This window comes from Oceanospirillum beijerinckii DSM 7166 (assembly GCF_000422425.1).
GTDB classification, from domain to species: Bacteria; Pseudomonadota; Gammaproteobacteria; order Pseudomonadales; family Halomonadaceae; genus Oceanospirillum; species Oceanospirillum beijerinckii.
This window is the reverse complement of sequence record NZ_AULT01000012.1, coordinates 129,148-152,171: the sequence shown is the minus strand read 5'-3', so window position 1 is coordinate 152,171 and position 23,024 is coordinate 129,148. Positions and strand designations below refer to the sequence as shown.

Genomic DNA, 23,024 nt, shown 5'->3' with positions numbered 1-23,024 from the left:
ATTGAGTTTGCGGATCAGGTATTTATTCCTGCTTATGAGGAAGACCTGCAGGCGATCAGTATGTTCTACCAGCAGATTCTGGGGCGTCGGGCTGAAGTGGATGGTTTCCAATGGCAGGCACAGCATTCAGGTTTGGGAATGTCGTTGGGACAGCTGGCGGTCAATTTCCTGGAATCAGAGGAGTTTACGCTGAAGACGGGTATTGAGTTTGACCAGTTGACCATTGATAACCAGATTGAAGCCCTTTACAACCATATGCTGGGTCGTGAATCCGATGTGGGTGGTAAAGCGGCTTGGATGGAATATGCTGCTGCCGGACACACCATTGTTGAAGTGGCAGAAGGATTCATGGACAGCGAGGAAACTCAAGGGCTGTTTATGGCCGCAACGGAGTGGAACTTTATTACCTGACTTTAACGTTTCATTTAATCCGCTATTAGGTGTGCCGCTCTATTAAGGTCATACCTTGAGCAATACCCGGTTGGTAACGATCGGGTATTTTTTACCTGCAGACGCTATAGATCCGATTAAATCGATTCTCTTGATGGCAATCAAGAGTGGTTGTTGGTCGGACAGACAATAGAGACCTTACGGCGGCATTCTAGATCTCGTGGCTAGCTATTAAACCCTGTTACACACAACACAACAGAGTACTTCGATGTTCTTCAACCAACGACTAAATAATGAAGCTATAGATTAAAGCGACACATTCATATGGATGTTTACACTCTCGCTGCTGGCGAAAGGTCAGTTCCTGCTCCTCATCCATAATGCCAAATACCAGATCATCGACCCTCTCTTTTGACAATGAACGGGTCGACAGCGGTACCAACTTACCGTGTAATTTCATCGAAGGTACCATTCCAATCGTAATGGCAGACTCTAAACCCTTATATTAGCCACTAATTTTAGTATTTTATGAAACCTATCCAGCATAAGTTTTTGACACTGAGGCTCTTGCCTGACAAGGCTAACAGACACACAATACCTGTCTCTAAAAAATTCAAATACCGTATTACATAAAAAATAATTACATATTAAGATTACATAAAATCATCACTATTTACAGCCTTCTCGCGGGCTGTCTCAATTGAAATTTGCCCCTTTTTCAACATAATACGTAAACACTGATCCATGGTTTGCATGCCATGGGCAGCACCGGTTTGTATCACTGAACTCATTTGCGCGATCTTGTCTTCACGGATCAGATTACGAATAGCCGGTGTTGCCATCATAATTTCGTGGGCAGCAATACGACCGCCACCCTCTTTTTTTAATAGTGTCTGTGAAACCACGCCCTTCAGAGACTCCGATAGCATGGAGCGCACCATGCCTTTCTCCTCTGCCGGAAAGACATCCACAATCCGATTAATGGTTTTAGGTGCGGAGCTGGTATGCAAAGTGCCAAATACCGCATGCCCCGTCTCTGCCGCCGTCAGCGCCAGACGTATGGTTTCCAGATCCCTCATCTCGCCCACCAGAATAACGTCTGGATCTTCCCGCAAAGCTGAGCGCAAGGCATGGCTGAAACTATGGGTGTCTCTGTGCACTTCCCGCTGAGTCACCAGACATCTTTTACTTTTGTGGATAAATTCGATGGGATCTTCGATGGTCAGAATATGCTGGTATTTACGTTCATTAACGTAATCCAGCATCGCGGCTAAAGTGGTACTTTTACCAGAACCTGTTGCCCCCGTAACCAACACCAACCCCCGTGGAATCATCGCCAGTTTTTGGAAGGTCTCCCCCAGTCCCAGCTTATCCATGGTCAGGACTTCGCTGGGAATCGTCCTGAATACCGCAGCTGCACCACGATTCTGGTTAAAGGCGTTAACCCGGAAGCGTGCAACACCTGACACTTCAAACGCAAAATCCAACTCAAGGAACTCTTCATAATCCCTGCGTTGTTTATCGTTCATAATGTCATAAATCATGGTATGCACGTCTTTATGACTTAACGGCGGTACATTGATGCGCCTGACATTGCCATCGACCCGTATAAAAGGGGCCATACCCGCAGAAAGATGCAGATCGGATGCGGCCTGTTTTGCACTGAAAGCCAGCAGTTCGGTAATATCCATATAATGCGAGTCCTAAAGCGCTAGTTTGCAGAAGTCACATCGGCACTCAACCTTGCCGATCTAGAAAAACCCATTAACCACAGGATAGAACACCCTATGCCAGATAATCAGATTGCAGGCCATATTGAGCAGGTTCGCCACCAAATCGAGCAAAGTTGTGCGCAATATCAAAGAAATCCAGACTCTGTGACTCTGCTGGCGGTCAGCAAAACCAAACCTGCGGAGGCGATCCGGGAAGCCTGGCAGGCGGGACAACGGGACTTTGGCGAGAACTATCTGCAGGAATCACTGGAGAAGCAGCAGGTTTTATCGGATCTTGACGATATTCAGTGGCATTTTATCGGCCCGATTCAATCCAATAAGACCAAGGCGATCGCCGAGCATTTCCAGTGGGTACATAGTGTGGATCGCCTGAAGATCGCCCAACGCCTGAACGATCAACGGCCAGAAGGCCTGCCACCACTGAATATCTGTCTGCAGATCAATATCAGCGCTGAAGAGAGTAAATCGGGTATCACCCTGGATGAGCTGCCCGAGTTAGCTGATATCATTAATCAGCTACCCAGGCTGAAGCTGCGTGGTTTGATGGCGATCCCAGCCCCTGCAAACAGCTTTGAAGCACAACGCCAACCCTTTGCGGCACTGAATCAGGCACTGCAGCAACTACAAGCGAAATATCCACATATGGATACCCTATCAATCGGTATGAGTGCAGATATGGATGCAGCTATCGCAGAAGGCAGTACAATAGTGCGCATCGGCACCGCTATTTTTGGTGCCAGGGATTACAGTCAACGTCAATAATTAACAATCACAGCGAATTTCAGAGGATACAGGCATGCAAAACGCCACTATGGCATTTTTAGGTGCAGGCAATATGTGCGGCAGCATTATCGGAGGCCTAATCGCCGAGGGTTACAGCCCCGAGCAGATTACTGCCACCCGTCGTAGCGAAGAGCGCCTGCAGGCCATCAAAGAGGAGTTTGGCGTACAAACCAGCACCGATAATATCGCTGCGGTAGCCAGTCATGATGTGATTATTCTGGGGGTCAAGCCTCAGATGATGAAAGAGCTGTGTGACCAGATCAAAGATCAGGTTCAGCAAAGCAAACCTCTGGTGATCTCTGTAGCGGCAGGCCTGACGACAGAAACCCTGGAGCGCTGGCTGGGCGGCAATGTGGCCGTGGTACGCACCATGCCTAATACACCGTCTCTGCTGCGCTGTGGTGCGGCAGGCCTCTATGCCAATGCTTCGGTTAGCGATGAGCAAAAGCAAGTGGCCGAAAAGATGATGCAGGCTGTCGGCATCGCTCTATGGGTCGACAAAGAAGAGTTGATGGAAGCAGTTACCGGGGTTTCCGGCAGTGGTCCTGCGTATTTCTTCCTGATGATGGAAGCGATGCAGCAAGCCGGTGTCGACGTTGGCCTGACACCGGAAGCGGCAAAAGAATTAACTCTGCAAACCGTGCTGGGCGCTGCCCGTATGGCCACTGAGAGCGATGTGGAACCAGCCGAGCTGCGTCGTCGCGTCACCTCCCCTGGTGGCACGACTGAACAGGCGATTAAAACCTTTAACGAAGGCGGCATGCAGGAGCTGTTCAGCAAAGCGGTGCAAGCCTCAGCCAATCGCGGTACTGAGCTGGCTAAGCTGTTGGATCAATAAAGATCTGGTCCGATAAGTATTCGGACCAGAACAAATCGCGTTCGGGGCAATAATCTCTTGAATCGCGGGTATCAAGACCCGTTTAAACGGATTTTGTGTACACTATTACGTAAAGATGGCCTGGCAAAAGGCAGCAAAGCTGGAAAAAAAGCCTTTTGCCTCCATAAAATAAGACCATGTCAATAAGTTGGAGCTCCACCACTATGGGACAAGTTGGTAACGCGGGTGTTTATCTAATCTCGACCCTGATCAATCTGTATCTGTTTATTGTGATGCTGCGCTTTATCCTGCAGTTTTCCCAGGCAGATTTTTATAATCCTATTTCTCAGGCCGTGGCCAAAATGACTTCGCCACTGGTGCGCCCTGTTCAGGCCATTATCCGCCCAATGGGACGCATTGATCTGGCTACGGTCATTGTCGCTTTTATCGTCAAAACCCTGGGCCTGGTAGCGATCCTGCAAATTGCCGGAGCGGGTTTCCCTCCTGTATTTAATCTGGTGATGGGGGGCCTGACCGGAGTGATATCGACGCTGTTGGATATCTACTTCTTTGCCCTGCTGGCATCCATCATTCTGAGCTGGGTAGCACCACAAAGCAGCCACCCAGGTGCGCTGTTGATCTATCAGATCACCGAGCCGGTTATGTCGCCGGTACGTAATATATTGCCATCCATGGGCGGCATTGATCTGTCACCTATCTTTGTCTTTATCGGTATCAACGTACTGGAAATTCTGGTCGTTACGCCGATGGCACAAATGTCTGGCCTGCCCATGCGCCTTGTCGCAGGTATATAGTAACCTGTGCCCTTCGATGAGCACTAAGGTCTAAGCCCCATACGATGAGCCCATCCTTTTACCAATGGCAGGGCGATGATCTGATCATCGCCTGTCATCTGCAACCCAAGGCCAGTAAGGATGAATTCTGTGGTGAGCAAAACGAACGCCTCAAGATTCGTATCACTGCCCCACCCATTGATGGCAAAGCCAACGCTCATCTGTGTAAATTTCTCGCCAAACAGTTTGGTGTCAGTAAAAGCCGGGTCAGCATTATTCAGGGCGAGCTAAGCCGACAAAAGCGCCTCTGTATTACCAGCCCCACCAAACTGCCTGCAATACTGAATATTCAATCAAGTACCGAGCCAAAGTAATTCACCAACAGCCTGAATTTCCGGGCTTTCTGACGAATATTGGGCTAAAAAGCGACTTTTTCCTTAACGGCATATTGTCAGTCCAAATATTTACTTTGTTGCAGCCGGGTTAACTGTTACAGTGAGTCCTTTCCGCGGCTTGCGTCCTGTGAAGTCTGTTTCTCCCCCTGTTTAGTCCCTATATAAACAGATTTAATTTTGATCCCTATAGATTAGATGCAGAGCGATACTTCTCAGGAAGGCTAAGCCGTCCACAGATATCTTGATTGAGGATGATCCGGGAAAAATGCCTAACGCTATTCCTGAAGATTCTGTCGGTATTGTTGAACCGCAAATCGCGCGCTTTGACACCCCGCTGGAACTCGCCTGTGGTCGTACGCTGGACAGCTACGAACTTATCTATGAAACCTACGGTACGCTGAATGCCGAGCGCAGCAATGCTGTGCTGATCTGCCACGCCCTGAGTGGCACCCACCATGCCGCCGGTTACCACTCGATGGATGACCGCAAACCCGGTTGGTGGGACGCTTATATTGGTCCTGGCAAGTGTATCGATACCAATCAATTTTTTGTTGTCTGCCTGAATAACCTGGGTGGCTGTAACGGCTCTACCGGTCCGACGTCAACAAATCCGGCCACAGGACAGTGTTATGGTCCTGATTTTCCGGTGATGACGGTACCGGACTGGGTCGAAAGCCAGCTGCGCTTAAGTGATTATCTCGGCATCGACGTTTGGGCTGCCGTTATCGGTGGCAGCCTGGGTGGCATGCAGGCCCTGCAGTGGTCCATCAACCACCCTGAACGAATGCGCAACACCGCCGTGATTGCGGCGGCCCCGCGTCTGACAGCACAGAATATCGCCTTTAACGAAGTGGCTCGCCAGGCCATTATGAGCGATCCAGACTTCCACGATGGGCGTTATGCCGAGCACAACACCATTCCCCGTCAGGGCCTGCGTCTGGCACGTATGGTGGGACATATCACCTATCTGTCTGAAGATGCCATGGGCAGCAAGTTTGGCCGTGATCTGCGCTCAGAGAAGATCAACTTTGGTTATGACGTGGAGTTCCAGGTGGAAAGCTATCTGCGTTACCAGGGTGATACCTTCTCGGAGAGCTTTGATGCCAACACCTATCTGCTGATGACCAAGGCGCTGGATTATTACGATCCTGCGGCGGACTTTGGTGGTGACCTGTCCAAGGCGATGGCACAGGCCAAGAGCAACTTCCTGCTGATCTCCTTCAGTACCGACTGGCGCTTCTCACCGGCACGTTCTGAAGAGATTGTGAATGCGCTGACCGAGGCGGGTAAAAACGTCAGTTATACCTGCGTGGAGTCGCCCCATGGCCACGATGCCTTCCTGATTCCCAATGAGCACTATGAGAAAGTATTTTCCGCCTTTATGCAGCGGGCTGCGCAATCCGTAGGAGGTGACGTATGAGTCTGAATCGTCCCGATCTGAAGATTATTCAGCAGTGGGTGAAACCCAACGATAAAGTACTGGACCTGGGTTGTGGTGACGGTGAGCTGCTGCACTATCTGCAGCAGACCAAACAGGTGCACGGTTACGGTCTGGAGATCGATCCCGACAAGATCACCACCTGTATCGGTAAAGGTGTTAATGTCATTCAGCAAAACCTGGATGCCGGTCTGACGAACTTTAAAGATCAGAGTTATGATCTGGTCGTGATGACCCAGGCGCTGCAGGCACTGCGTCGCCCGGATATGATGCTGGAAGAGATGCTGCGTGTCGGTAAGGAGTGCATTGTCACCTTCCCGAACTTTGCCTACTGGCGCTGCCGTTTCTATCTGGCCCTTAAGGGTGAGATGCCGGTTTCCAAGTCACTGCCACACACCTGGTATGACACGCCGAACATTCACCTGTCCACCTTCCGGGATTTTGAGCAGCTGTGTAAAGACCGCCGCTTTACTATTCTGGATCGTGCTGTGGGTAACGGTGCCCACGAAACCCATCTGGCCAGTAAGCTCTGGCCTAACCTGTTTGGCGAACTAGCGATTTATCGCGTGACGCGCTAGAAGCTGCACCCAGTAATGTACCCTATACGTATAGAGTGCAAAGGTTTGGCGATAAACAGTTAACGTATAAACAATTAACTTATAAGCCAGGCGCAGCCCATTAAACTTATCGCAGACGTTACAGTCAGATAGGTGGGCTGCTCACTGCTATACAGCCCTTCATCCCATTCGATCACGACTTGTAATGCCCAGGAGATGACCATGTCCCGCATTATTCTGGCCTTAAGCCTGTTTCTGACACTGCTTTCTCCTGCCAAAGCAGAGCAGTTTGAGCAGGTGGGCGACTACCAGATCCACTACAACACCTTTACCACGGGTTTTCTGCAGCCTCAGGTCGCTAAAGCCTACAACATTGTGCGCAGCCGCTATCATGGCATGATCAATATCTCAGTGCTGAAAAAGCAGAGTGATGGCCGCTATGCCCCGGTAGAAGCCCTGGTGACCGGCGATGTTGCCAACCTGGCGGATCAAAGTATTAACCTGGCGTTTCGTACCATTCGCGAACCCAATGCAATTTATCAGATCACCACCTTCCGCTTTGAAGAAGATGAGCCGACCCGCTTCCGCCTGAAGGTACGTTTTGATCCTAACGAACCGCCTTACGATCTCGGCTTTATCCGTCGTTTCTATGGCGAGTAGCCATCTGCTCCCAGCGAATGGCACAGCAAAGAACCTGGTATTCACAACAAGCCGGGTAAACGATTCATCGGCAAACCGATCAACAAAAAATCCCCTCACGCAGGGGATTTTTTGCTTAAGTCAGCCCATAATAGTCTCCATTATCACAGATACAGATTAGTAAGATTACAAGATGAGCCAGCAGAAATTAGTGTTAGCCAGCGGCAATAAAGGCAAGCTGAAAGAGTTTGGTCAGGTACTGGCCCCTCTGGGTTTTGAGGTAGTGCCTCAGTCAGAATTTAATGTACCGGAAGTGGATGAAACCGGCCTGACCTTTGTAGAAAACGCGCTGTTAAAAGCCCGTGAAGCCAGCCGTGTCAGCGGCCTACCCGCGATGGCCGATGACTCAGGTATTGAAGTGGATGCGCTAAACGGTGCCCCTGGCATCTACTCTGCCCGCTTCTCCGGCCCAGGTGCTACCGATCAGAAAAACAATGACAAGCTGCTACAAGAGCTGTCAGGCCTGACTGAGCAGGAAAGAAGCGCACGCTACTGGTGTGTACTGGTTTATCTGCGCCATGCTGATGATCCGACACCGATTATTGCTCAAGGCAGTTGGGAAGGTCGTATTCTGGAAGCGCCGCAAGGCGACGGTGGTTTTGGCTATGATCCTCTGTTCTGGGTAGAAAGCGAAAGCTGTGCTGCCGCTCAACTGACGCCTGAGCAGAAAAACAAGCTCAGTCACCGGGGTAAGGCGACACTGGATCTGGTGGCTCAGCTGAAACAGAGACAAGGCTAAGATGAGCACCTCCTCTGAAACCCCTTCTTCAGGGCGCTCGCCAAAACAAGGGCACACTCCAGATCCGGGGCAAAACCCGGAGCAAGGACAAAGCAAAACTCAGGGGCTGCAGTTGCCGCCCCTGAGTCTCTATATCCATATCCCCTGGTGTGTGCAGAAGTGTCCCTACTGCGATTTCAACTCCCACGGTTTGGGCCGTTTACCCAATCAAACCGCACCGGAACAGGAGTACGTTCAGGCGCTGTTAAAGGATCTGGACCGGGATCTGCTCTGGGTCCAGGGGCGTAAACTGCACAGCATCTTTTTTGGCGGCGGTACTCCCAGTCTGTTCTCACCGCAAGCCATTGCTGAGATTTTGACAGGCGTTGAGCAACGTATCCCGTTTGAGTCGGATATTGAGATCACTCTGGAAGCGAACCCCGGCACGGTCGAGCAGGCCAAGTTTGAAGGTTTCCGTCAGGCCGGTGTTAACCGCCTCTCAATCGGTATTCAAAGCTTTTCACCGGATAAACTCAAACGCCTGGGCCGCATTCATGACCGGGATGATGCCATTCGCGCCGCAGAGAGCGCCCGTAACGCCGGTTTTACCCGCTTTAATCTGGATCTTATGCATGGCCTGCCGGAGCAAAGTGAAGCCGAAGCGTTAGCCGATTTGCAGCAAGCCATCGATCTGCAACCGGACCACCTCTCCTGGTATCAGCTGACTTTGGAACCCAATACCGCATTTTATCAGGCACCTCCTCCTCTACCGGATGACGATACCCTGTGGCAGATTCAACAGGCTGGACAGCAGCTGATCGCTCAAGCGGGTTTCCGGCAGTATGAAGTATCCGGTTATAGCCTGCCGGGCAGCGAAGCCCGCCACAACCTGAACTACTGGCAGTTTGGCGATTATCTGGGCATAGGGGCCGGGGCTCACGGTAAACTGACACTATTACCCGATAGCGATGGTGAGAATCGTATCGTACGCACCAGCAAATACCGTAGCCCAAAACAGTATCTGGAGGCGATTAACCCGCTTTCTCAAAGCCAGGCTATTGAGCAGGATGATCTGCCGCTGGAGTTCTTTATGAATGCCTTGCGGCTAAAACAGGGCGTACCGGAAGCCATGTACCAGACCAGAACCGGGCAATCACTACAAGCTATTGATAGCGTGTTAGGTAGGCTACGTCAGCAACAGTTGTTGGAACAAGGCACAGGACGTTTATGCACCACAGCAGAGGGTTTTCTCTATCTCAATGCCGTACTGGAAAGCTTTTTTGACTAGCGCACAGGCCGGAACCAGATTCAGAGTGAGGCTTGTGTATAAGCCTCACTTTGCAGCGGTAACAACACAACGCTTTTCTTTTACCCTCATTTTTCGAAAGTTTTTAACTCTCGGGCTGCAGATTAGCCTGCACCATTAATCGGGAGTCAGCATTGCGCAGCACCCGTTCCAGATCTTTTAAGTTTAATGGTCGACTGTAAAGAAACCCCTGACCCAGCTCGCAGCCACTATCCGTCAGAAAATCCGCCTGAGCCGCTTCCTCAATACCTTCTGCAACGACTTTCAGCCCCAGCTGTTGCGCCATCAAAATCACTGCACGAGTAATCGCGCAATCGTTTTCATCCATCGGCAGGTCACGCACAAAAGCCCGATCCACTTTCAGTACATCAATAGGCATCTGCTTCAGATAAGCCAGCGAGGAATAACCCGTACCAAAATCATCAATAGCCAGGCTCAGGCCTAAGTCTTTCAAACGCTGCATCATAGGTAATACCGAGTGCATATTTTCCATCAGCATGCTCTCGGTAATCTCCAGTTCAATTAGCTCAGGATTCACCCCGGTATTAATGAGAATACTTTCGACATTTTCAACAAACATCGGGTCCTGAAACTGACGCGCCGATAGATTGACCGCCATTCTCAGGTGACGCATCACCTCGTCCTGCTGCCACTGCACCACCTGACAACAGGCCTGCTCCAACACCCAATGGCTCATCGGCAAAATCAGACCTGTTTCTTCGGCTACTGGAATAAACTCACCTGGCGGAACAAGCCCCCGTTGAGGATCGTTCCAGCGGATCAGGGCTTCAACCCCTATCACACCACCATCAGCCAGACTTACCTTAGGCTGATAATGCAATTCAAGTTCTTGATTATTCAAAGCATTACGCAGTTTAACCTCATAATGCAGACGCTCAACCGCCTGTTTATTCAGTTCCTCTGAGAAAAAGTGATAACCACAACCATGCTCTTTTTTCGCCCGATACATCGCCAACTCAGCATTACGCAACCCTGTACTGGTATCGGTGGCATCCTGTGGCAGCAGAGCAATGCCGATACTGGCAAAAACACTGACGGTATGAACGCCCAGCTTTACCGTGCGGCTGAACTGCTGTACCAGCTGATCCAGCCAGGACTCCATCGACAACTCACTGTCGAATACCTTCAGAATGGCAAATTCGTCACCACCTAAGCGCACCAGCACATCGTTATCACTGACAATAACCTTTAGACGATGGGCCGCTGTCTTGATTAAACGATCCCCCATTTCATGCCCTAAGGAATCATTAATACGTTTGAAATCATCAAGATCGATATAGACTAAAGCCGTTCGGCCACTATAGCGGGAGGGGTGTAACTGGCTCTGGACAAAAAATTCATCCATCGCCTCCAACAGGAACTGACGGTTGCCCAACCCGGTAATAGGATCATAAAAGGCCAGTTGTTGAATCTTTCGATCCGTTTCACGCTGTTCTGTCGGGTCCTCAGCCACGGCAACAACACTGCTGACTTCACCATCTTTATTAAACACAGGAGAAACGGACATACTGCTCCAATACAGCTCTCCGCTTTTACGTCGACATAACAGCTCCCCGTGCCAGTTATTGCCACTACGTAAACTTTGCGACAGTTTTTTGCGTACATCATGGGAGGTGCGCCCTGCCGAAAGAAAATCGACATGTTGCCCCTTCACATCCTGTTCAGTAAAACCCGTCACTTTGATAAAACGCTGATTAACATACTCAATATGATGATTGGCATCCGTGATCATCACAATACTACCGCTTTGATCCAAAGCCTGGGACAGACGCTCCAGATTACGCTCAGCATCCAAGCGATCGGTAATATCATGCACAATTGAATACAGCAGTTCACGACCACAGTAATTAATCGGGCCGCTGTGTACCTCGACATCCCGAACCTGACCATTTGCTAGCCTGTGACGAAAAATAAAGTGCTGACGCTGATTCCGCTCAGCCTCCATCATAGCCGCAGCAATCTCTTCCGATGTCAGCACATTAATCTGGCTGATATGCATCTGCTTTAACTGTTCCAGGCTATAGCCATAGAACTGACAAGCCGCCTGATTAGCATCAATGATCTGGCCTGATTCAGGGTCAATCAGGTACTCGACAACCCGACTACCTTCAAACAATTGACGATAGCGTTCCTCGCTTTCCGCCAGTTGAAGTTCATTGCCCTTTCGCTCAGACACATCGATCAGATAACCCAGAAAACCGGTCACTTCATCCTGCTGACGCTGAATCATCGTCAACTGCATCAACCAACGCTCACGGCCATCCGGATGCAGGATACGGTAATCCCGGTGCTGACAATGGCTTAGTCCATGCTCTATGGCCTGGGTAAGTTCAGAGGTTACCTGAAGACGTTCGTCGGGATGAATAAGATCAGGAAAAGCAGGTGCAGCATCTCTTAGCAACTGAACATCATAGCCCAGCAGCTCAGAAGCATTATTACTGATATAGCTCACAGGCCCCCAATAATGAGCCTGAGTTGAGACACTCCATTGTATGATCGCGACCGAGCCCGCATCAAAAAGGCGGGGATCGATTACAGCACTGTGTTGCTCATCCATAGCCACTCCGGCTGAATTCAAGTGATGAAAAAGTTCCTTGATCGAGTGAGGGGAGGTTCTATCAAGACACCTAAGGCTACCGCAAACGAAAAAGCCCCTGCAAGAGGGGGCTTTAATATATCGATCAGATTAACTGCAATTTTTCTATGCTCTCAGGGCTGGACTACTGTAACCACTGATCCAAACCTGAAATATCTTCCGGCTTCAGTGTACCTGCCGCCTGCTTCAGCTTAATTAAACTGATCAGGTAATCGTAACGGGTATTCAGATAGGCGGTTTCCGCAGTAAAGTAAGCCTGTTCCGCCTGCAGTACATCAACGATGTTCCGGGTACCGACTTCGTAACCTGAACGGGTCGCTTTCAAAGCACTTTCTGAAGAGATCAACGCCTGACGGCGCGCCTCAACCTGCTCTACACTGGTGGTGACCTGAATGTACTGTGTACGGGTATTCAATGCTGCAGAACGCTTTTGCAGCTCCAGAGACTGTTCAGACTGATTCAGGTAATGGCCTAGACGACGGATATTGGCACTGGTCGCGCCCCCCGTATAGATCTGCCACCCCATCTCCAAACCAAAAGACAGGTCTGTCGCTGAAGATTTTGTGCTGGTATCCGAATAAGCCACCTGAGCCTTGGCATCCACATAAGGCAGGAAGGCTGCTTGCGCAACATCCACACCCAGGCGCGCCACATCTTTCTGTTGCTGTGCCGCTTTCACTGCCGGACTATTGCTTAATGCCAGATCAATCCAGTGCTGAACACTGGCTGGCTGAGGGTCTATAACCGGAAAGCTATCAACCAAACCATCCATCTGATCGTAGCTTTTGCCGGTTAACAGCTGCAGGGATTCCTCACTGATCAACAGCGCACCTTCTGCCCCAATTCGGGTTGCACGAGACGCGTCATAAGCGGCCTGAGCTTCGTTCACACCGGTAATCGGAATCAAACCCACTTTAAACTGCTGCTGCGCCTGCTCCAACTGACGTTTAATGGCTTTTTCCTGAGCCTGTGCTGAGGTCAGGCTGTCTTTTGCCTTCAGAACCTGAAAGAAAGCTTCTGTGACCCGTACCATCAGATCCATTTCCGCTTCACGGAACGAAAAACGAGCCTGGGCACTGCTGGCTTCCGCCACCCCTATCTGCTGGAACTTAACCGAGTTAAACAACGTTTGAGTCACCCCAACACTCAAACCGGTGGAGTTATAGCTTGAGGTATCAGAGCCATCCAGCTCATGGCGCATCAGACTACCACCTGCAGTCACCGCAGGACGTACGCCAGCCCACGCCTCTTCTTCCCCTTCCAGCGTCGCATTCAGTTCAGCCTGGGCAATTTTCAATTGGTAATCATTTTCTAACGCATCCTGATAAACATCAGAGAGGTTAATTGCCTGAGCATTTAAGCTCAAAGCCGTAAGTATAGCCGCTGAGAGAGCGGTAATTCGTCGCATAGCCTGCTCCTGCACCATCGATTTGTAGGCAGCAAATAAACGAAAAGACTAACAGGAGTCCACCTGTCCGCCAAATCAATTTTAGTTAAATCTAATTTAACCTGAAGTAGAAACCATCTAAGACCGGTAAGTCTGTCAGAGCCCCGTTGTCAGCCCCAAGCAGTATAATTAATCGAAACCGGGTGTAATGACAGTATCTGCTACCTGCTGGCGCTGACCCAACATCAATGCCATTGAAAAAGATCCAGACTATGCCTGATATCAGGTAAATAAATGGTTACGGTCAGCCCAAGAGCAAGCCAATATTCTAGGCCGCTAAGCTGACCTGACGCACCAGCTTTTCACCCAGCTCAGGCGCGGATACCAACTCATACTCCGACTTAACCTTCGCCGGCTTCACCGCCGCCACCTGCTGAATATGAGGAAACGTATCCGCTAAGGCTCTCAAGTAACTGAAATAACCGCCATAGCCTTCCCGCATCGATTCCGAAAAAGCCCTGTTGACCACCATCGCTGTATGCCGGACTTTGCTATCAGCTTCTAACCCGGATTTACCCATATCGACCTCCAGGCTTTGATCAAAGCCCTGCAGATCCATAGTGTGTACAGGTGTGGTCAGAATACTTAACAGCATGGAGAACTGCGCGCCCTGAGACTCATGCAATGCGTTGTTTAACGACAACGCTACCCCGGACGACTGCTCCAATTGGTTAGTAATCTTCATGACCAATACCTTAGATTATCTTGCAGATCCAAAATGGACTGCCTTAAGCCCTATGTATCGGCAACAACCTGCCTTTCTTTATCTCAGAGCGGCAAAAAAATGCCTCCACCTTATCTCACAACGGCAAAAATCCCCCGCTCTCAACAGTACAAAAGAGCGCCATGATTCCACATGATTAACCGCTTTTTTTATACTGATATCCACTTCTCTTTACACTTGTTTTTCGGGAAAGACTGGACAGCCTTGTCATTGCTACCTAGACTCAGCAGCACGTCTTGACGGGGTGCAATGGTTGGCTGAGATCGCTGCAACGCAGCGGAACCCGAAGAACCTGAACTGGATAATGCCAGCGTAGGGATCGAGTCATTTTCACGGTATGTGTACTTTAAATACCCTCAGGCTTTAATCGCCTGAAACCTGAATTAAAAATAAAGGTGGGTATGCAGTCGTTTCACAACACCGTGTCATTATTTGCCAGCCCAAGCCCTGCCTGAAGTTTTTATTACTGCATGATCGACAGCCCAAACTGTCACCGTGATTAGAAAGGTAGGCACTATGCAATACAGCAACGGACATCTGAAAGAAACCGCTCAGGTGGATGAACAATCGGTACAACCCTTCCCAAATTCCAAAAAAATCTATATCGAAGGTTCCCGCCCGGATATCCGCGTGCCCATGCGCGAAATCAGCTTAAGCCCTACAACCGGTAGCTTTGGCAACGAAGAAAACGAGCCGCTGCGGGTTTATGACACCTCCGGCCCTTATACCGACCCTGCAGTTCAGATCGATGTACGTAAAGGTCTGAGCCCTCAGCGCAACACCTGGATTGAAGAACGCGGCGATACCGAGCTGTTGTCCGAACTGTCCTCTGACTATGGCCGACTGCGCGAAGCAGATATCTCCCTGGAAAGTCTGCGTTTTGATCTGCAGCGCAAGCCGCGTCGCGCCAAAGAAGGCAAAAATGTCACCCAGATGCACTACGCTCGCCAGGGCATTATCACGCCAGAGATGGAATACGTTGCCATCCGTGAAAATATGAAACTGGCAGAGATGCGTGAGCAGCTGCAGCTGAATGAACAGCATCCGGGCCACTCTTTTGGTGCTGAGATTCCTCAGGAGATCACACCAGAGTTTGTCCGCTCCGAGATCGCCCGTGGCCGTGCGGTACTGCCTGCCAATATCAACCACCCGGAAATCGAGCCGATGATTATCGGTCGTAACTTCCTGACCAAAATTAACGGCAATATCGGTAACTCGGCGCTGGGTTCTTCTATCGAAGAAGAAGTGGCCAAGATGACCTGGGGGATTCGCTGGGGTGCCGATACCATTATGGATCTGTCCACCGGTAAAAACATTCACGAAACCCGTGAATGGATCGTGCGTAACAGCCCAACGCCAGTGGGTACCGTACCAATTTACCAGGCTCTGGAAAAAGTAAACGGTGTCGCTGAAGATCTGACCTGGGAAGTGTTCCGCGATACGCTGATCGAGCAAGCAGAGCAGGGTGTGGATTACTTCACCATTCACGCCGGTGTACGTCTGGCTTATGTGCCTCTGACGGCGAAGCGTATGACGGGTATCGTCTCCCGTGGTGGTTCCATCATGGCGAAATGGTGTCTGGCCCACCATAAAGAAAGCTTCCTGTACACGCACTTCGAAGAGATCTGCGAGATCATGAAGGCCTACGACGTGACCTTCTCTCTGGGTGACGGCCTGCGTCCGGGTTCTGTTTATGATGCCAACGATGAAGCCCAGTTTGCCGAGCTGGAAACACTGGGCGAGCTGACAAAAATCGCCTGGGAGCACGACGTACAGTGCTTTATCGAAGGTCCGGGTCACGTGCCGATGCACATGATCAAGGAGAATATGGACAAGCAGCTACGTGAGTGTGGCGAAGCGCCGTTCTACACCTTAGGCCCTCTGGTGACCGATATTGCGCCGGGTTATGACCACATCACCTCAGGTATCGGTGCCGCCATGATCGGCTGGTACGGCTGTGCCATGCTGTGTTACGTAACGCCAAAAGAGCACCTGGGTCTGCCGAATAAAGACGATGTTAAAACCGGCATCATCACCTACAAGATCGCTGCGCACGCCGCGGATCTGGCCAAGGGGCATCCAGCAGCACAGGTGCGTGATAACGCCATGTCCAAAGCGCGTTTCGAGTTCCGTTGGGAAGACCAGTTCAACATCGGTCTGGACCCGGATACTGCTCGTAGCTACCACGATGAGACGCTACCGAAAGAATCAGCCAAGGTAGCTCACTTCTGTTCCATGTGCGGACCTAAGTTCTGCTCCATGAAGATTTCACAGGAAGTGCGTGATCTGGATGAAGCTCAGGTCGCCGCCATCAACGCTAAGGCGGAAGAGGGCATGCAGGAGAAATCGAAAGAGTTCCTGGATACCGGCGCTAAGATCTACCACGAGGTGTAAGCCTGACTGGACGGGTTTGAATGCTCTAACTTCAAACCCGTCTGTCAACAGACAATAGTGGGTCATACTCACTATTGTTCTCTTCCCCGCTCACTGCTCAGTACGATCATAAATTTTCTTAAATTAAAGTACTCTAATCTCCAGCCACTTTCGTATACAGCTCCATCGCCTGATTAGGCACTATTTCTTCAAGGTCTTTTACACAGATCCTGAAAACGACTGGAGTGCTATATGCCAAATCATCAACCAGAAACCATTGTCATTACGGGTGCCAGTGGCGGCATAGGCCAGGCGCTGTTAAATCTCCTTGCAGAGCACTATCCCAATGCCCAGATTACAGCCACCTACCGTAGTACAGCGTCATTAGCGCAGCAGCAAACAAACGGCACTATCCGGTGGCAGGTATTGGATCTGACGGATGCTCAGGCCGTGGATCAGTTCGCACGGGGCTTTAAACGGGTGGATTGGCTAATCAACTGCGCAGGTCTATTGCATCAGGATGATCATGGGCCTGAGAAGTCTATTCGCCAATTCGACAGCGATTTTTTTCTGCACAATATCCAGATCAATACGCTGCCCACTTTATTACTGTCTCAAGCCTTTTCAGGCGCGTTAAAAAATAGTCCGCAGGGCGTTTTTGCCAGCCTGAGCGCAAGAGTGGGCAGTATCGGCGACAATCGTTTGGGTGGCTGGTATAGTTACCGTATCTCCAAGGCCGCGCTGAATATGGCTATAAAAACGCTGGCCATTGAGTGGCAGCGCAGCCATAAAAATGTCTGTGTTGCGGCACTGCATCCCGGTACAACAGATACCGAGCTATCCAAACCGTTTCAAAGAAATGTGCCTGTGGATAAATTATTTACGCCACAACAAAGCGCGGGCTATTTACTTCAGGTGATTCAGGGTCTGAGCGCTGAAAACAGTGGCCACCTTTGGGCCTGGGATGGGCACACGATCCCTTGGTAATGGACCTATACTCTGTGAAACGATGGGGCTTTTAATCAATCCGCGAAATCGCTATAAATATCACCTATAGTTTAGACACCCTTAACCCATTACGGAATTGCGCTATGACGGACGATCAAAAAGCGAAACACTCAAGTCAGATTAGCTGTGATCGCTGTAAGGATCTGCCGCCACTGCCTTTTACCTTCAGTTTTGCATTCCAACCGATTGTACGCGCCAGCACTCGGGAAATTATCTCCTATGAAGCTTTGGTCAGGGGAATCAATGGTGAGCCTGCGGGCAGTATCTTCCAGCATGTGAATGAAGACAACCTGTATCAATTTGATCAGGCCTGTCGGGTGACGGCGATAAAAAAAGCAGTAGAGCTCGGTTTGGATAAGCAATTAAACCTGAACTTTACGCCCAACGCGGTTTACCAGCCGGAACTCTGTATCCGCACCACGCTGGAAGCGGCGAAGAAGTATGGCTTCCCGCTGGAGAAGATCGTTTTTGAGGTCACCGAAGGCGAGGAAGTTAAGGATAAGCAACATCTGGTTAATATCATCGAAGCCTATAAGAAAATGGGCTTTCAAACCGCGATTGATGACTTTGGCGCCGGTTACTCCGGCCTCAATCTGCTGGCAGATTATGAACCGGATATTATTAAACTGGACCGTGAGCTGATTATTAATATTCATCAACACCCCAGAAAACAGGCCATTATTAAAGGCATTATTCTGGTGTGTCAGGAGCTGAGCCTGGAACTGCTGGCCGAAGGTATTGAGCTGCAGGAAGAGTATCTTTGGCTGAAAGAGCAGGGTATCGATCTGTTTCAGGGTTACTATTTTGCCCGACCCGGTTTTGAATGCCTGCCGGAGATTCCATCAGAGCGCTATTAACTCATCCATCCCCCGATACCCCTCGTATAACGGATATCTGCTCCTGTTATTCAGCTATCACAGGTATCCGTGATGACTCCAGACAATATGACCACCGCTTCTGAGCATTTGATCTCTACCGGTACTCAAAACGCGCCACAAACGGGCCTGTACTGTTTCAGCCATGATCTACGAGTACAGGATAATCCTCAGCTCAATGAACTGCTCTGCCGTTGTGACCGGGTAATGTTTATTTATCTGCTGAATCCTAAATGGTTTAAAACTGATCACAGAGGTATTCGCAGTATCGGTGAGCAGCGCTGGCGTTTTCTCTATGAGAGCCTGCAAGCTCTTGATCAGTGTTTGCGGCGCTACGGCCATCAATTACATCTGCTGGTGGGGAACCCACTCACGCTGATCCCTGCCTTGTGCGAACAGCATCATATCCAGCATGTTGCTGGCAGTTATAACAGCGGGCTGAATGAATATCGTCAGTGGCAGCAACTCACGGAACAGTTGGATGCCGAGGTGTCATTAGCGCACCAAAATACGCTCTGGACTTCTCAGCAGTTACCTTTCCGTCTGCATCAGCTACCGAAACAGTTCACGCCTTTCAGGCGTCAGATTGAAGAGCTTACTGTACAGGCCCCGGTGTCATTATCAGAGCGCTTAAACCTGTGCCAACCCGCACAGTCCCCCGATAACACCCTAACCTTTGAACAGCTGCCGAAACCTTGTCTTTGCCATGCTGACGCCCCTTTTACAGGAGGAGAAGATGCAGGCTGGCAACAACTGCATCAGTACCTGTGGAAAAGTCGTCAGATTGAGCACTACAAACAGACCCGCAACGAACTGGATGGTTGGCAGAACTCTTCTCGCTTGTCACCCTGGCTGGCACTGGGTTGCCTACCCCCACGACAGATTTGGGCCGATATTGAGCAATACGAAGCCGAACTGTGCGCCAATGAATCCACAGCCTGGTTTAAGTTTGAACTGTTATGGCGGGAATTTTTCTACTGGTCTGCCCATCGTTTAGGATCAGACCTGTATCAACCCGGGGGAGAAAGAAAAAAGAACCTGCTGACCAGTTTTTATGCGCAACGCTTTCGCAGTTGGTGTGAGGGTTCAACGCCCTATCCATTAGTTAACGCCTGTATGAAGCAGCTTAACGCGACCGGTTTTCTTTCTAATCGGGGCCGCCAGCTTGTTGCCAGCGCTTTGGTTAATGAGCTTTCAGTCAGCTGGCAGCATGGTGCCGCTTACTTTGAAAGCCAGCTATTAGATTACGATCCCGGCAGTAATTATGGTAATTGGCAATATATTGCGGGGGTTGGAGCAGATCCGAGAGGAGGCCGCCACTTTAACCTGCTAAAACAGCAGCAAGAATATGATCCTGAAGGTATTTTTATTCGGAAATGGCAGGGTGACGCCTCTCTGCAACGGGATGCCGTTGGGATTGATGACTGGCCTTTGATATAAACACAGTTTCATCTACAGTCTCTCAAAGGCCTTACAAAATTAATGTCTTCGTTAAGCTCTGGAAGCTGTTATGTAGGCCCTGAGGGCTGTTTATAACAAACCATCGAAAATGACGCTGATCGAGTCCATTCTGCGGGCGTCATAGCGCTCCTCCAATATCTCCTTCAGCCGCGATAGGTTACGCATATACACTCTATCTTTCGTCGCCATTTGCCCCAGAACTGCCGCTTGTTCAAGTGCCTCTTTAATATTCTGTTTCTGTTTTTTCTTCTGCTTGTCATACAGCACGTCGTATACATACTGCATCGCAGGGTTTTGCTCCAAAAAGTCCCACTTCTTATCGTGTATCTGATCGATTTTCTGCACTAAACTCTCGCACAGCGCCTGCATCATCTCTTCTGGTACTTCGGCAGGGCCTTGTTGTACATGCTGGCTGTAAACTTCAAGGATATGCAAAATATCCCCCGCTTCACGTGCGGCCAGCAGCTCTGTCATCGCATCTTGTTTTTGAGCACGCTTCTCTGGATCAGCCTCCCTGTCAGGATGCAATACCTGAGCGGCTTTGCGGAATAACTTAGCCAGCCACTTATCAACATCCTGGTGTTGGACTTCGTCGGTTAGAGATTCTGAGTCCTGCGCTTGATTTGTATCCTGGCCATAGGCCTGGTCACCAAAGTGGCTTTTCTTTTGGGACTTTTTACGCTCTTTCTCTTCATCAGAGAAACCAAACAGATCATCAATATCCGGCTCATCCTGCTCATCAGCCTCATCATCAAAGTCCATATGTCTGAACTGCTCGTCCATCATCTGTTTTAGGCGTTCTTCCATCTCTGTAAAGTGTTGCTCAGCTTCTTCCTTTGACACACTGGAAAACTGGTAAAACACCTTATCGTATTGTTCGGCAAGCGCTTCGAGTCGTTCAGGGTTCGCCGAGCCAATCAACTCAAATAGCTCCGCAAGCCAGCGATCAATTTCTTCCCGGTGCCATTTCGCTAAACTTTTACGACCATAGAGTTCAATTAACCGCTCTGCCAGCGCCTCCAGCTGAGTGCTGTTTTCCTTCAGCACAGGCACAATCTCAACTAAAAAGCTTTGGTGTAAGCGTTCCATATCAGCCTGAAAGGTTTTAAAGCCCCGCTGCTCTCTTTCCAGAGCTTTGGTCAGACGATCAAACTCTTTTTGTAAACGGCTCTGAGCACCATTTTTCTTGCTTGTTTCGCTTTTTACTGTGATGAGTGCCATGGCTACTCCATTTTGTTTATCAACCGATTAGACAACCCCCAGTCTAAGTGACCTGACTGGGCAACTAAATAGCAACCTATTTCTTATTATCGGCTCTCTGCTTCTATTTTATCAGGCCAGCAAAACCTAAAAAGCAGGCATGATCAGGGCTGCAGAGACTTTTTCCGCCTTACCGGTCACTGTTTTGATTTCTCATCCAGACCAAAGCTGGCTATGCTATATCCTTTAATGCTGCATCGCACAACAGAGTTAGTATCTAACTTGACCTCTCAGGAGAGCACTGTCCATGCTTTATCAACTGCATCATGCTTATAGCCAGGTCAGTCAGCCTGTTCACCTCTGGGCGCAGGCCTGGCGCAAGCAACTGACCCTGCCGTGGAACCCACTGCGTATTACCTGGACCGGACGCATGCTGACCGCTGTCGCTGAACTGATGGAACGCTGCACCGATAACTATGAAAAACCCGAATTTAATCTGACCAGTACCCAGATTAACGGCGAAACCGTAGCCGTTTACGAGCATATTGCCCACGGCCTGCCTTTTTGTAACCTGCTGCACTTTAGCCGCGCCGGAGAATATCAACACCCGAAGGTACTGATCGTAGCCCCTATGTCTGGCCACTACTCGACTCTGCTGCGTGGCACAGTTGAACAGTTTCTGCCGGACCATGAGGTGTATATCACCGACTGGATCAACGCCCGTGAGGTGCCTTTGTCAGAAGGTGAGTTCAGCTTTGATGATTACGTCAGCTATCTGATTGAGTTCCTCCACGTTTTAGGGCCGGATACTCATGTCATTGCGGTCTGTCAGCCGAGCGTTCCCGCCATTGTGGCCGCTGCAGTGATGGCGGCAGAGAACGATGCGTGTGCCCCTCAATCCCTGATTCTGATGGGCGGCCCTATCGATACCCGCGTGAATCCGACCGAAGTAAACGACTATGCTTCCGGTAAGGATTATGAGTGGTTCCAGAATAATGTGATCTGCTCTGTACCTAAGGGTTTCCCGGGTGAAGGCCAGGAGGTTTACCCCGGCTTTATCCAGCTGTCCGGCTTTATGAGCATGAATATGGACAGCCATATCAGCAAGCACTTCCGCTTCTTTGGTGATCTGATCAAAGGCGATGGTGATAATGCCGAAGCCCACCGCAAGTTTTATAACGAATATCTGGCGGTCATGGATCTGCCAGCGAAGTTTTATCTGGATACCATCAAGAAGGTATTCCTGGAGCACCAACTGCCACGGGGCTTGATTACCTATCGGGATCAGCCTGTGGATTGCTCCTTGGTCAAACATACGGCCCTGATGACCATTGAGGGTGAGAAGGACGATATCACGGGTATGGGCCAGACCAAGGCCGCTCATGATGTGCTATCCGGTTTGGCTGATGATAAACGTCTGCACTACGTCCAGCCTGAAGTGGGCCATTACGGTATCTTTAATGGTCGTCGCTTCCGTGAAGAAGTGGCACCGAGAATTAAAGACTTTATCCAGCTGCATCGCCTGAGCAAGACAGAATCCATCAGCTCGTCAGAAGCTGAGATCCCGTTGGTTGTAACCGCATCAACGGCTGATAAGATTGTTGAAGCCAGTGTAGAAAATACTGTGGAAGCTGTGGAAGCTGTGGAAGCTGTGGAAGCTGTGGAAGCTGTGGAAGCTGTGGAAGCTGT

At 50.0% G+C, this 23,024-nt stretch carries 21 protein-coding genes and 1 riboswitch; of the genes, 15 read left to right on the top strand and 6 right to left on the bottom strand.

The window, feature by feature from the left end:
* The coding region (locus tag H579_RS0106175) for a DUF4214 domain-containing protein (protein ID WP_028299961.1) at nucleotides 1-411 on the top strand (411 nt) is incomplete at its 5' end.
* 265 nt (nucleotides 412-676) lie between these two features.
* Here H579_RS0106175 and H579_RS29060 read toward each other — a convergent pair.
* Together H579_RS29060 and H579_RS0106165 are read right to left on the bottom strand one after the other, a co-directional pair.
* Nucleotides 677-850: a hypothetical protein gene (locus H579_RS29060; protein WP_157834562.1), complete on the bottom strand. Its 174-nt coding sequence runs from the start codon at nucleotides 848-850 to the stop codon at nucleotides 677-679.
* Nucleotides 851-1,043: 193 nt separating this feature from the next.
* The gene (locus tag H579_RS0106165) at nucleotides 1,044-2,081 is read right to left on the bottom strand and encodes a type IV pilus twitching motility protein PilT (protein WP_028299960.1); all 1,038 of its coding nucleotides are present in this window, start codon (nucleotides 2,079-2,081) and stop codon (nucleotides 1,044-1,046) included.
* 96 nt (nucleotides 2,082-2,177) lie between these two features.
* On the opposite strand from H579_RS0106165, the gene H579_RS0106160 reads away from it, so the two are divergent.
* From H579_RS0106160 to hemW, 9 genes are all read left to right on the top strand, one after another.
* The gene (locus H579_RS0106160; protein ID WP_028299959.1) at nucleotides 2,178-2,885 is read left to right on the top strand and encodes a YggS family pyridoxal phosphate-dependent enzyme; all 708 of its coding nucleotides are present in this window, start codon (nucleotides 2,178-2,180) and stop codon (nucleotides 2,883-2,885) included.
* A 34-nt stretch (nucleotides 2,886-2,919) separates the two neighbouring features.
* Nucleotides 2,920-3,744 (top strand): pyrroline-5-carboxylate reductase, encoded by an 825-nt coding sequence (gene proC, locus H579_RS0106155; protein ID WP_028299958.1) that lies wholly within the window; start codon nucleotides 2,920-2,922, stop codon nucleotides 3,742-3,744.
* Between the two features lie 203 nt (nucleotides 3,745-3,947).
* Nucleotides 3,948-4,538: a YggT family protein gene (locus H579_RS0106150; RefSeq protein WP_028299957.1), complete on the top strand. Its 591-nt coding sequence runs from the start codon at nucleotides 3,948-3,950 to the stop codon at nucleotides 4,536-4,538.
* A gap of 44 nt (nucleotides 4,539-4,582) precedes the next feature.
* A complete protein-coding gene (locus tag H579_RS0106145; RefSeq protein WP_028299956.1) occupies nucleotides 4,583-4,891 on the top strand; it encodes a DUF167 family protein in 309 nt (102 codons plus the stop codon).
* 286 nt (nucleotides 4,892-5,177) lie between these two features.
* The gene (metX, locus tag H579_RS0106140) at nucleotides 5,178-6,332 is read left to right on the top strand and encodes a homoserine O-succinyltransferase MetX (protein WP_028299955.1); all 1,155 of its coding nucleotides are present in this window, start codon (nucleotides 5,178-5,180) and stop codon (nucleotides 6,330-6,332) included.
* Nucleotides 6,329-6,928: a methionine biosynthesis protein MetW gene (gene metW, locus H579_RS0106135; protein ID WP_036565507.1), complete on the top strand. Its 600-nt coding sequence runs from the start codon at nucleotides 6,329-6,331 to the stop codon at nucleotides 6,926-6,928. Before metX ends, metW begins: the two co-directional genes overlap by 4 nt.
* A gap of 201 nt (nucleotides 6,929-7,129) precedes the next feature.
* Nucleotides 7,130-7,567 carry a DUF4426 domain-containing protein gene (locus H579_RS0106130; RefSeq protein WP_051227360.1) on the top strand — a complete coding sequence of 146 codons (438 nt, stop codon included), beginning with the start codon at nucleotides 7,130-7,132 and terminating at the stop codon, nucleotides 7,565-7,567.
* A gap of 172 nt (nucleotides 7,568-7,739) precedes the next feature.
* Nucleotides 7,740-8,345, top strand: coding sequence for an RdgB/HAM1 family non-canonical purine NTP pyrophosphatase (rdgB, locus tag H579_RS0106125; protein ID WP_028299952.1), 606 nt, complete (start codon nucleotides 7,740-7,742; stop codon nucleotides 8,343-8,345).
* A gap of 1 nt (nucleotide 8,346) precedes the next feature.
* On the top strand, nucleotides 8,347-9,612 hold the full coding sequence (hemW, locus tag H579_RS24475) for a radical SAM family heme chaperone HemW (protein WP_084623971.1): 1,266 nt from the start codon (nucleotides 8,347-8,349) through the stop codon (nucleotides 9,610-9,612).
* 103 nt (nucleotides 9,613-9,715) lie between these two features.
* Here the strand turns inward: hemW and H579_RS24470 are convergent, their stop codons facing one another.
* The 3 genes from H579_RS24470 to H579_RS0106105 all read right to left on the bottom strand — a co-directional run bounded on the left by H579_RS24470 (nucleotide 9,716) and on the right by H579_RS0106105 (nucleotide 14,379).
* Nucleotides 9,716-12,208: a sensor domain-containing protein gene (locus tag H579_RS24470; RefSeq protein WP_051227359.1), complete on the bottom strand. Its 2,493-nt coding sequence runs from the start codon at nucleotides 12,206-12,208 to the stop codon at nucleotides 9,716-9,718.
* 163 nt (nucleotides 12,209-12,371) lie between these two features.
* Nucleotides 12,372-13,655, bottom strand: coding sequence for a TolC family outer membrane protein (locus H579_RS24465; protein ID WP_051227358.1), 1,284 nt, complete (start codon nucleotides 13,653-13,655; stop codon nucleotides 12,372-12,374).
* A gap of 307 nt (nucleotides 13,656-13,962) precedes the next feature.
* Nucleotides 13,963-14,379, bottom strand: a complete 417-nt coding sequence (locus tag H579_RS0106105) for a hypothetical protein (protein ID WP_028299951.1) — start codon at nucleotides 14,377-14,379, stop codon at nucleotides 13,963-13,965.
* 269 nt (nucleotides 14,380-14,648) lie between these two features.
* Nucleotides 14,649-14,754: riboswitch (TPP riboswitch) on the top strand.
* A 180-nt stretch (nucleotides 14,755-14,934) separates the two neighbouring features.
* Here H579_RS0106105 and thiC point away from each other — a divergent pair.
* From thiC to H579_RS0106085, 4 genes are all read left to right on the top strand, one after another.
* On the top strand, nucleotides 14,935-16,812 hold the full coding sequence (thiC, locus tag H579_RS0106100; RefSeq protein ID WP_028299950.1) for a phosphomethylpyrimidine synthase ThiC: 1,878 nt from the start codon (nucleotides 14,935-14,937) through the stop codon (nucleotides 16,810-16,812).
* Nucleotides 16,813-17,043: 231 nt separating this feature from the next.
* Complete coding sequence (locus H579_RS0106095) at nucleotides 17,044-17,778, top strand: SDR family NAD(P)-dependent oxidoreductase (RefSeq protein WP_028299949.1); 735 nt, start codon at nucleotides 17,044-17,046, stop codon at nucleotides 17,776-17,778.
* Nucleotides 17,779-17,882: 104 nt separating this feature from the next.
* Nucleotides 17,883-18,656, top strand: coding sequence for an EAL domain-containing protein (locus tag H579_RS0106090; protein ID WP_036565506.1), 774 nt, complete (start codon nucleotides 17,883-17,885; stop codon nucleotides 18,654-18,656).
* 72 nt (nucleotides 18,657-18,728) lie between these two features.
* A complete protein-coding gene (locus tag H579_RS0106085) occupies nucleotides 18,729-20,114 on the top strand; it encodes a DASH family cryptochrome (protein WP_051227357.1) in 1,386 nt (461 codons plus the stop codon).
* A gap of 90 nt (nucleotides 20,115-20,204) precedes the next feature.
* On the opposite strand, the gene H579_RS0106080 is transcribed toward H579_RS0106085, so the two are convergent.
* Nucleotides 20,205-21,356, bottom strand: a complete 1,152-nt coding sequence (locus tag H579_RS0106080; RefSeq protein WP_028299946.1) for a hypothetical protein — start codon at nucleotides 21,354-21,356, stop codon at nucleotides 20,205-20,207.
* Nucleotides 21,357-21,642: 286 nt separating this feature from the next.
* Between H579_RS0106080 and H579_RS24460 the strand changes: the two genes are divergently transcribed.
* Nucleotides 21,643-23,024 (top strand): polyhydroxyalkanoate depolymerase (locus H579_RS24460; protein ID WP_211224673.1); only part of this gene is annotated, 1,382 nt, incomplete at its 3' end.

Coding starts and splice junctions, on each gene's coding strand:
- H579_RS0106145 (WP_028299956.1), top strand. CDS start 4,583: ATGAGCCCATCCTTTTACCAATGGCAGGGCGATGATCTGATCATCGCC.
- hemW (WP_084623971.1), top strand. CDS start 8,347: ATGAGCACCTCCTCTGAAACCCCTTCTTCAGGGCGCTCGCCAAAACAA.
- metW (WP_036565507.1), top strand. CDS start 6,329: ATGAGTCTGAATCGTCCCGATCTGAAGATTATTCAGCAGTGGGTGAAA.
- rdgB (WP_028299952.1), top strand. CDS start 7,740: ATGAGCCAGCAGAAATTAGTGTTAGCCAGCGGCAATAAAGGCAAGCTG.
- H579_RS0106150 (WP_028299957.1), top strand. CDS start 3,948: ATGGGACAAGTTGGTAACGCGGGTGTTTATCTAATCTCGACCCTGATC.
- H579_RS0106095 (WP_028299949.1), top strand. CDS start 17,044: ATGCCAAATCATCAACCAGAAACCATTGTCATTACGGGTGCCAGTGGC.
- H579_RS0106080 (WP_028299946.1), bottom strand. CDS start 21,356: ATGGCACTCATCACAGTAAAAAGCGAAACAAGCAAGAAAAATGGTGCT.
- proC (WP_028299958.1), top strand. CDS start 2,920: ATGCAAAACGCCACTATGGCATTTTTAGGTGCAGGCAATATGTGCGGC.
- H579_RS0106090 (WP_036565506.1), top strand. CDS start 17,883: ATGACGGACGATCAAAAAGCGAAACACTCAAGTCAGATTAGCTGTGAT.
- H579_RS0106085 (WP_051227357.1), top strand. CDS start 18,729: ATGACTCCAGACAATATGACCACCGCTTCTGAGCATTTGATCTCTACC.
- H579_RS29060 (WP_157834562.1), bottom strand. CDS start 850: ATGAAATTACACGGTAAGTTGGTACCGCTGTCGACCCGTTCATTGTCA.
- metX (WP_028299955.1), top strand. CDS start 5,178: ATGCCTAACGCTATTCCTGAAGATTCTGTCGGTATTGTTGAACCGCAA.
- H579_RS0106160 (WP_028299959.1), top strand. CDS start 2,178: ATGCCAGATAATCAGATTGCAGGCCATATTGAGCAGGTTCGCCACCAA.
- thiC (WP_028299950.1), top strand. CDS start 14,935: ATGCAATACAGCAACGGACATCTGAAAGAAACCGCTCAGGTGGATGAA.
- H579_RS0106165 (WP_028299960.1), bottom strand. CDS start 2,081: ATGGATATTACCGAACTGCTGGCTTTCAGTGCAAAACAGGCCGCATCC.
- H579_RS24470 (WP_051227359.1), bottom strand. CDS start 12,208: ATGGATGAGCAACACAGTGCTGTAATCGATCCCCGCCTTTTTGATGCG.
- H579_RS0106105 (WP_028299951.1), bottom strand. CDS start 14,379: ATGAAGATTACTAACCAATTGGAGCAGTCGTCCGGGGTAGCGTTGTCG.
- H579_RS0106130 (WP_051227360.1), top strand. CDS start 7,130: ATGTCCCGCATTATTCTGGCCTTAAGCCTGTTTCTGACACTGCTTTCT.
- H579_RS24465 (WP_051227358.1), bottom strand. CDS start 13,655: ATGCGACGAATTACCGCTCTCTCAGCGGCTATACTTACGGCTTTGAGC.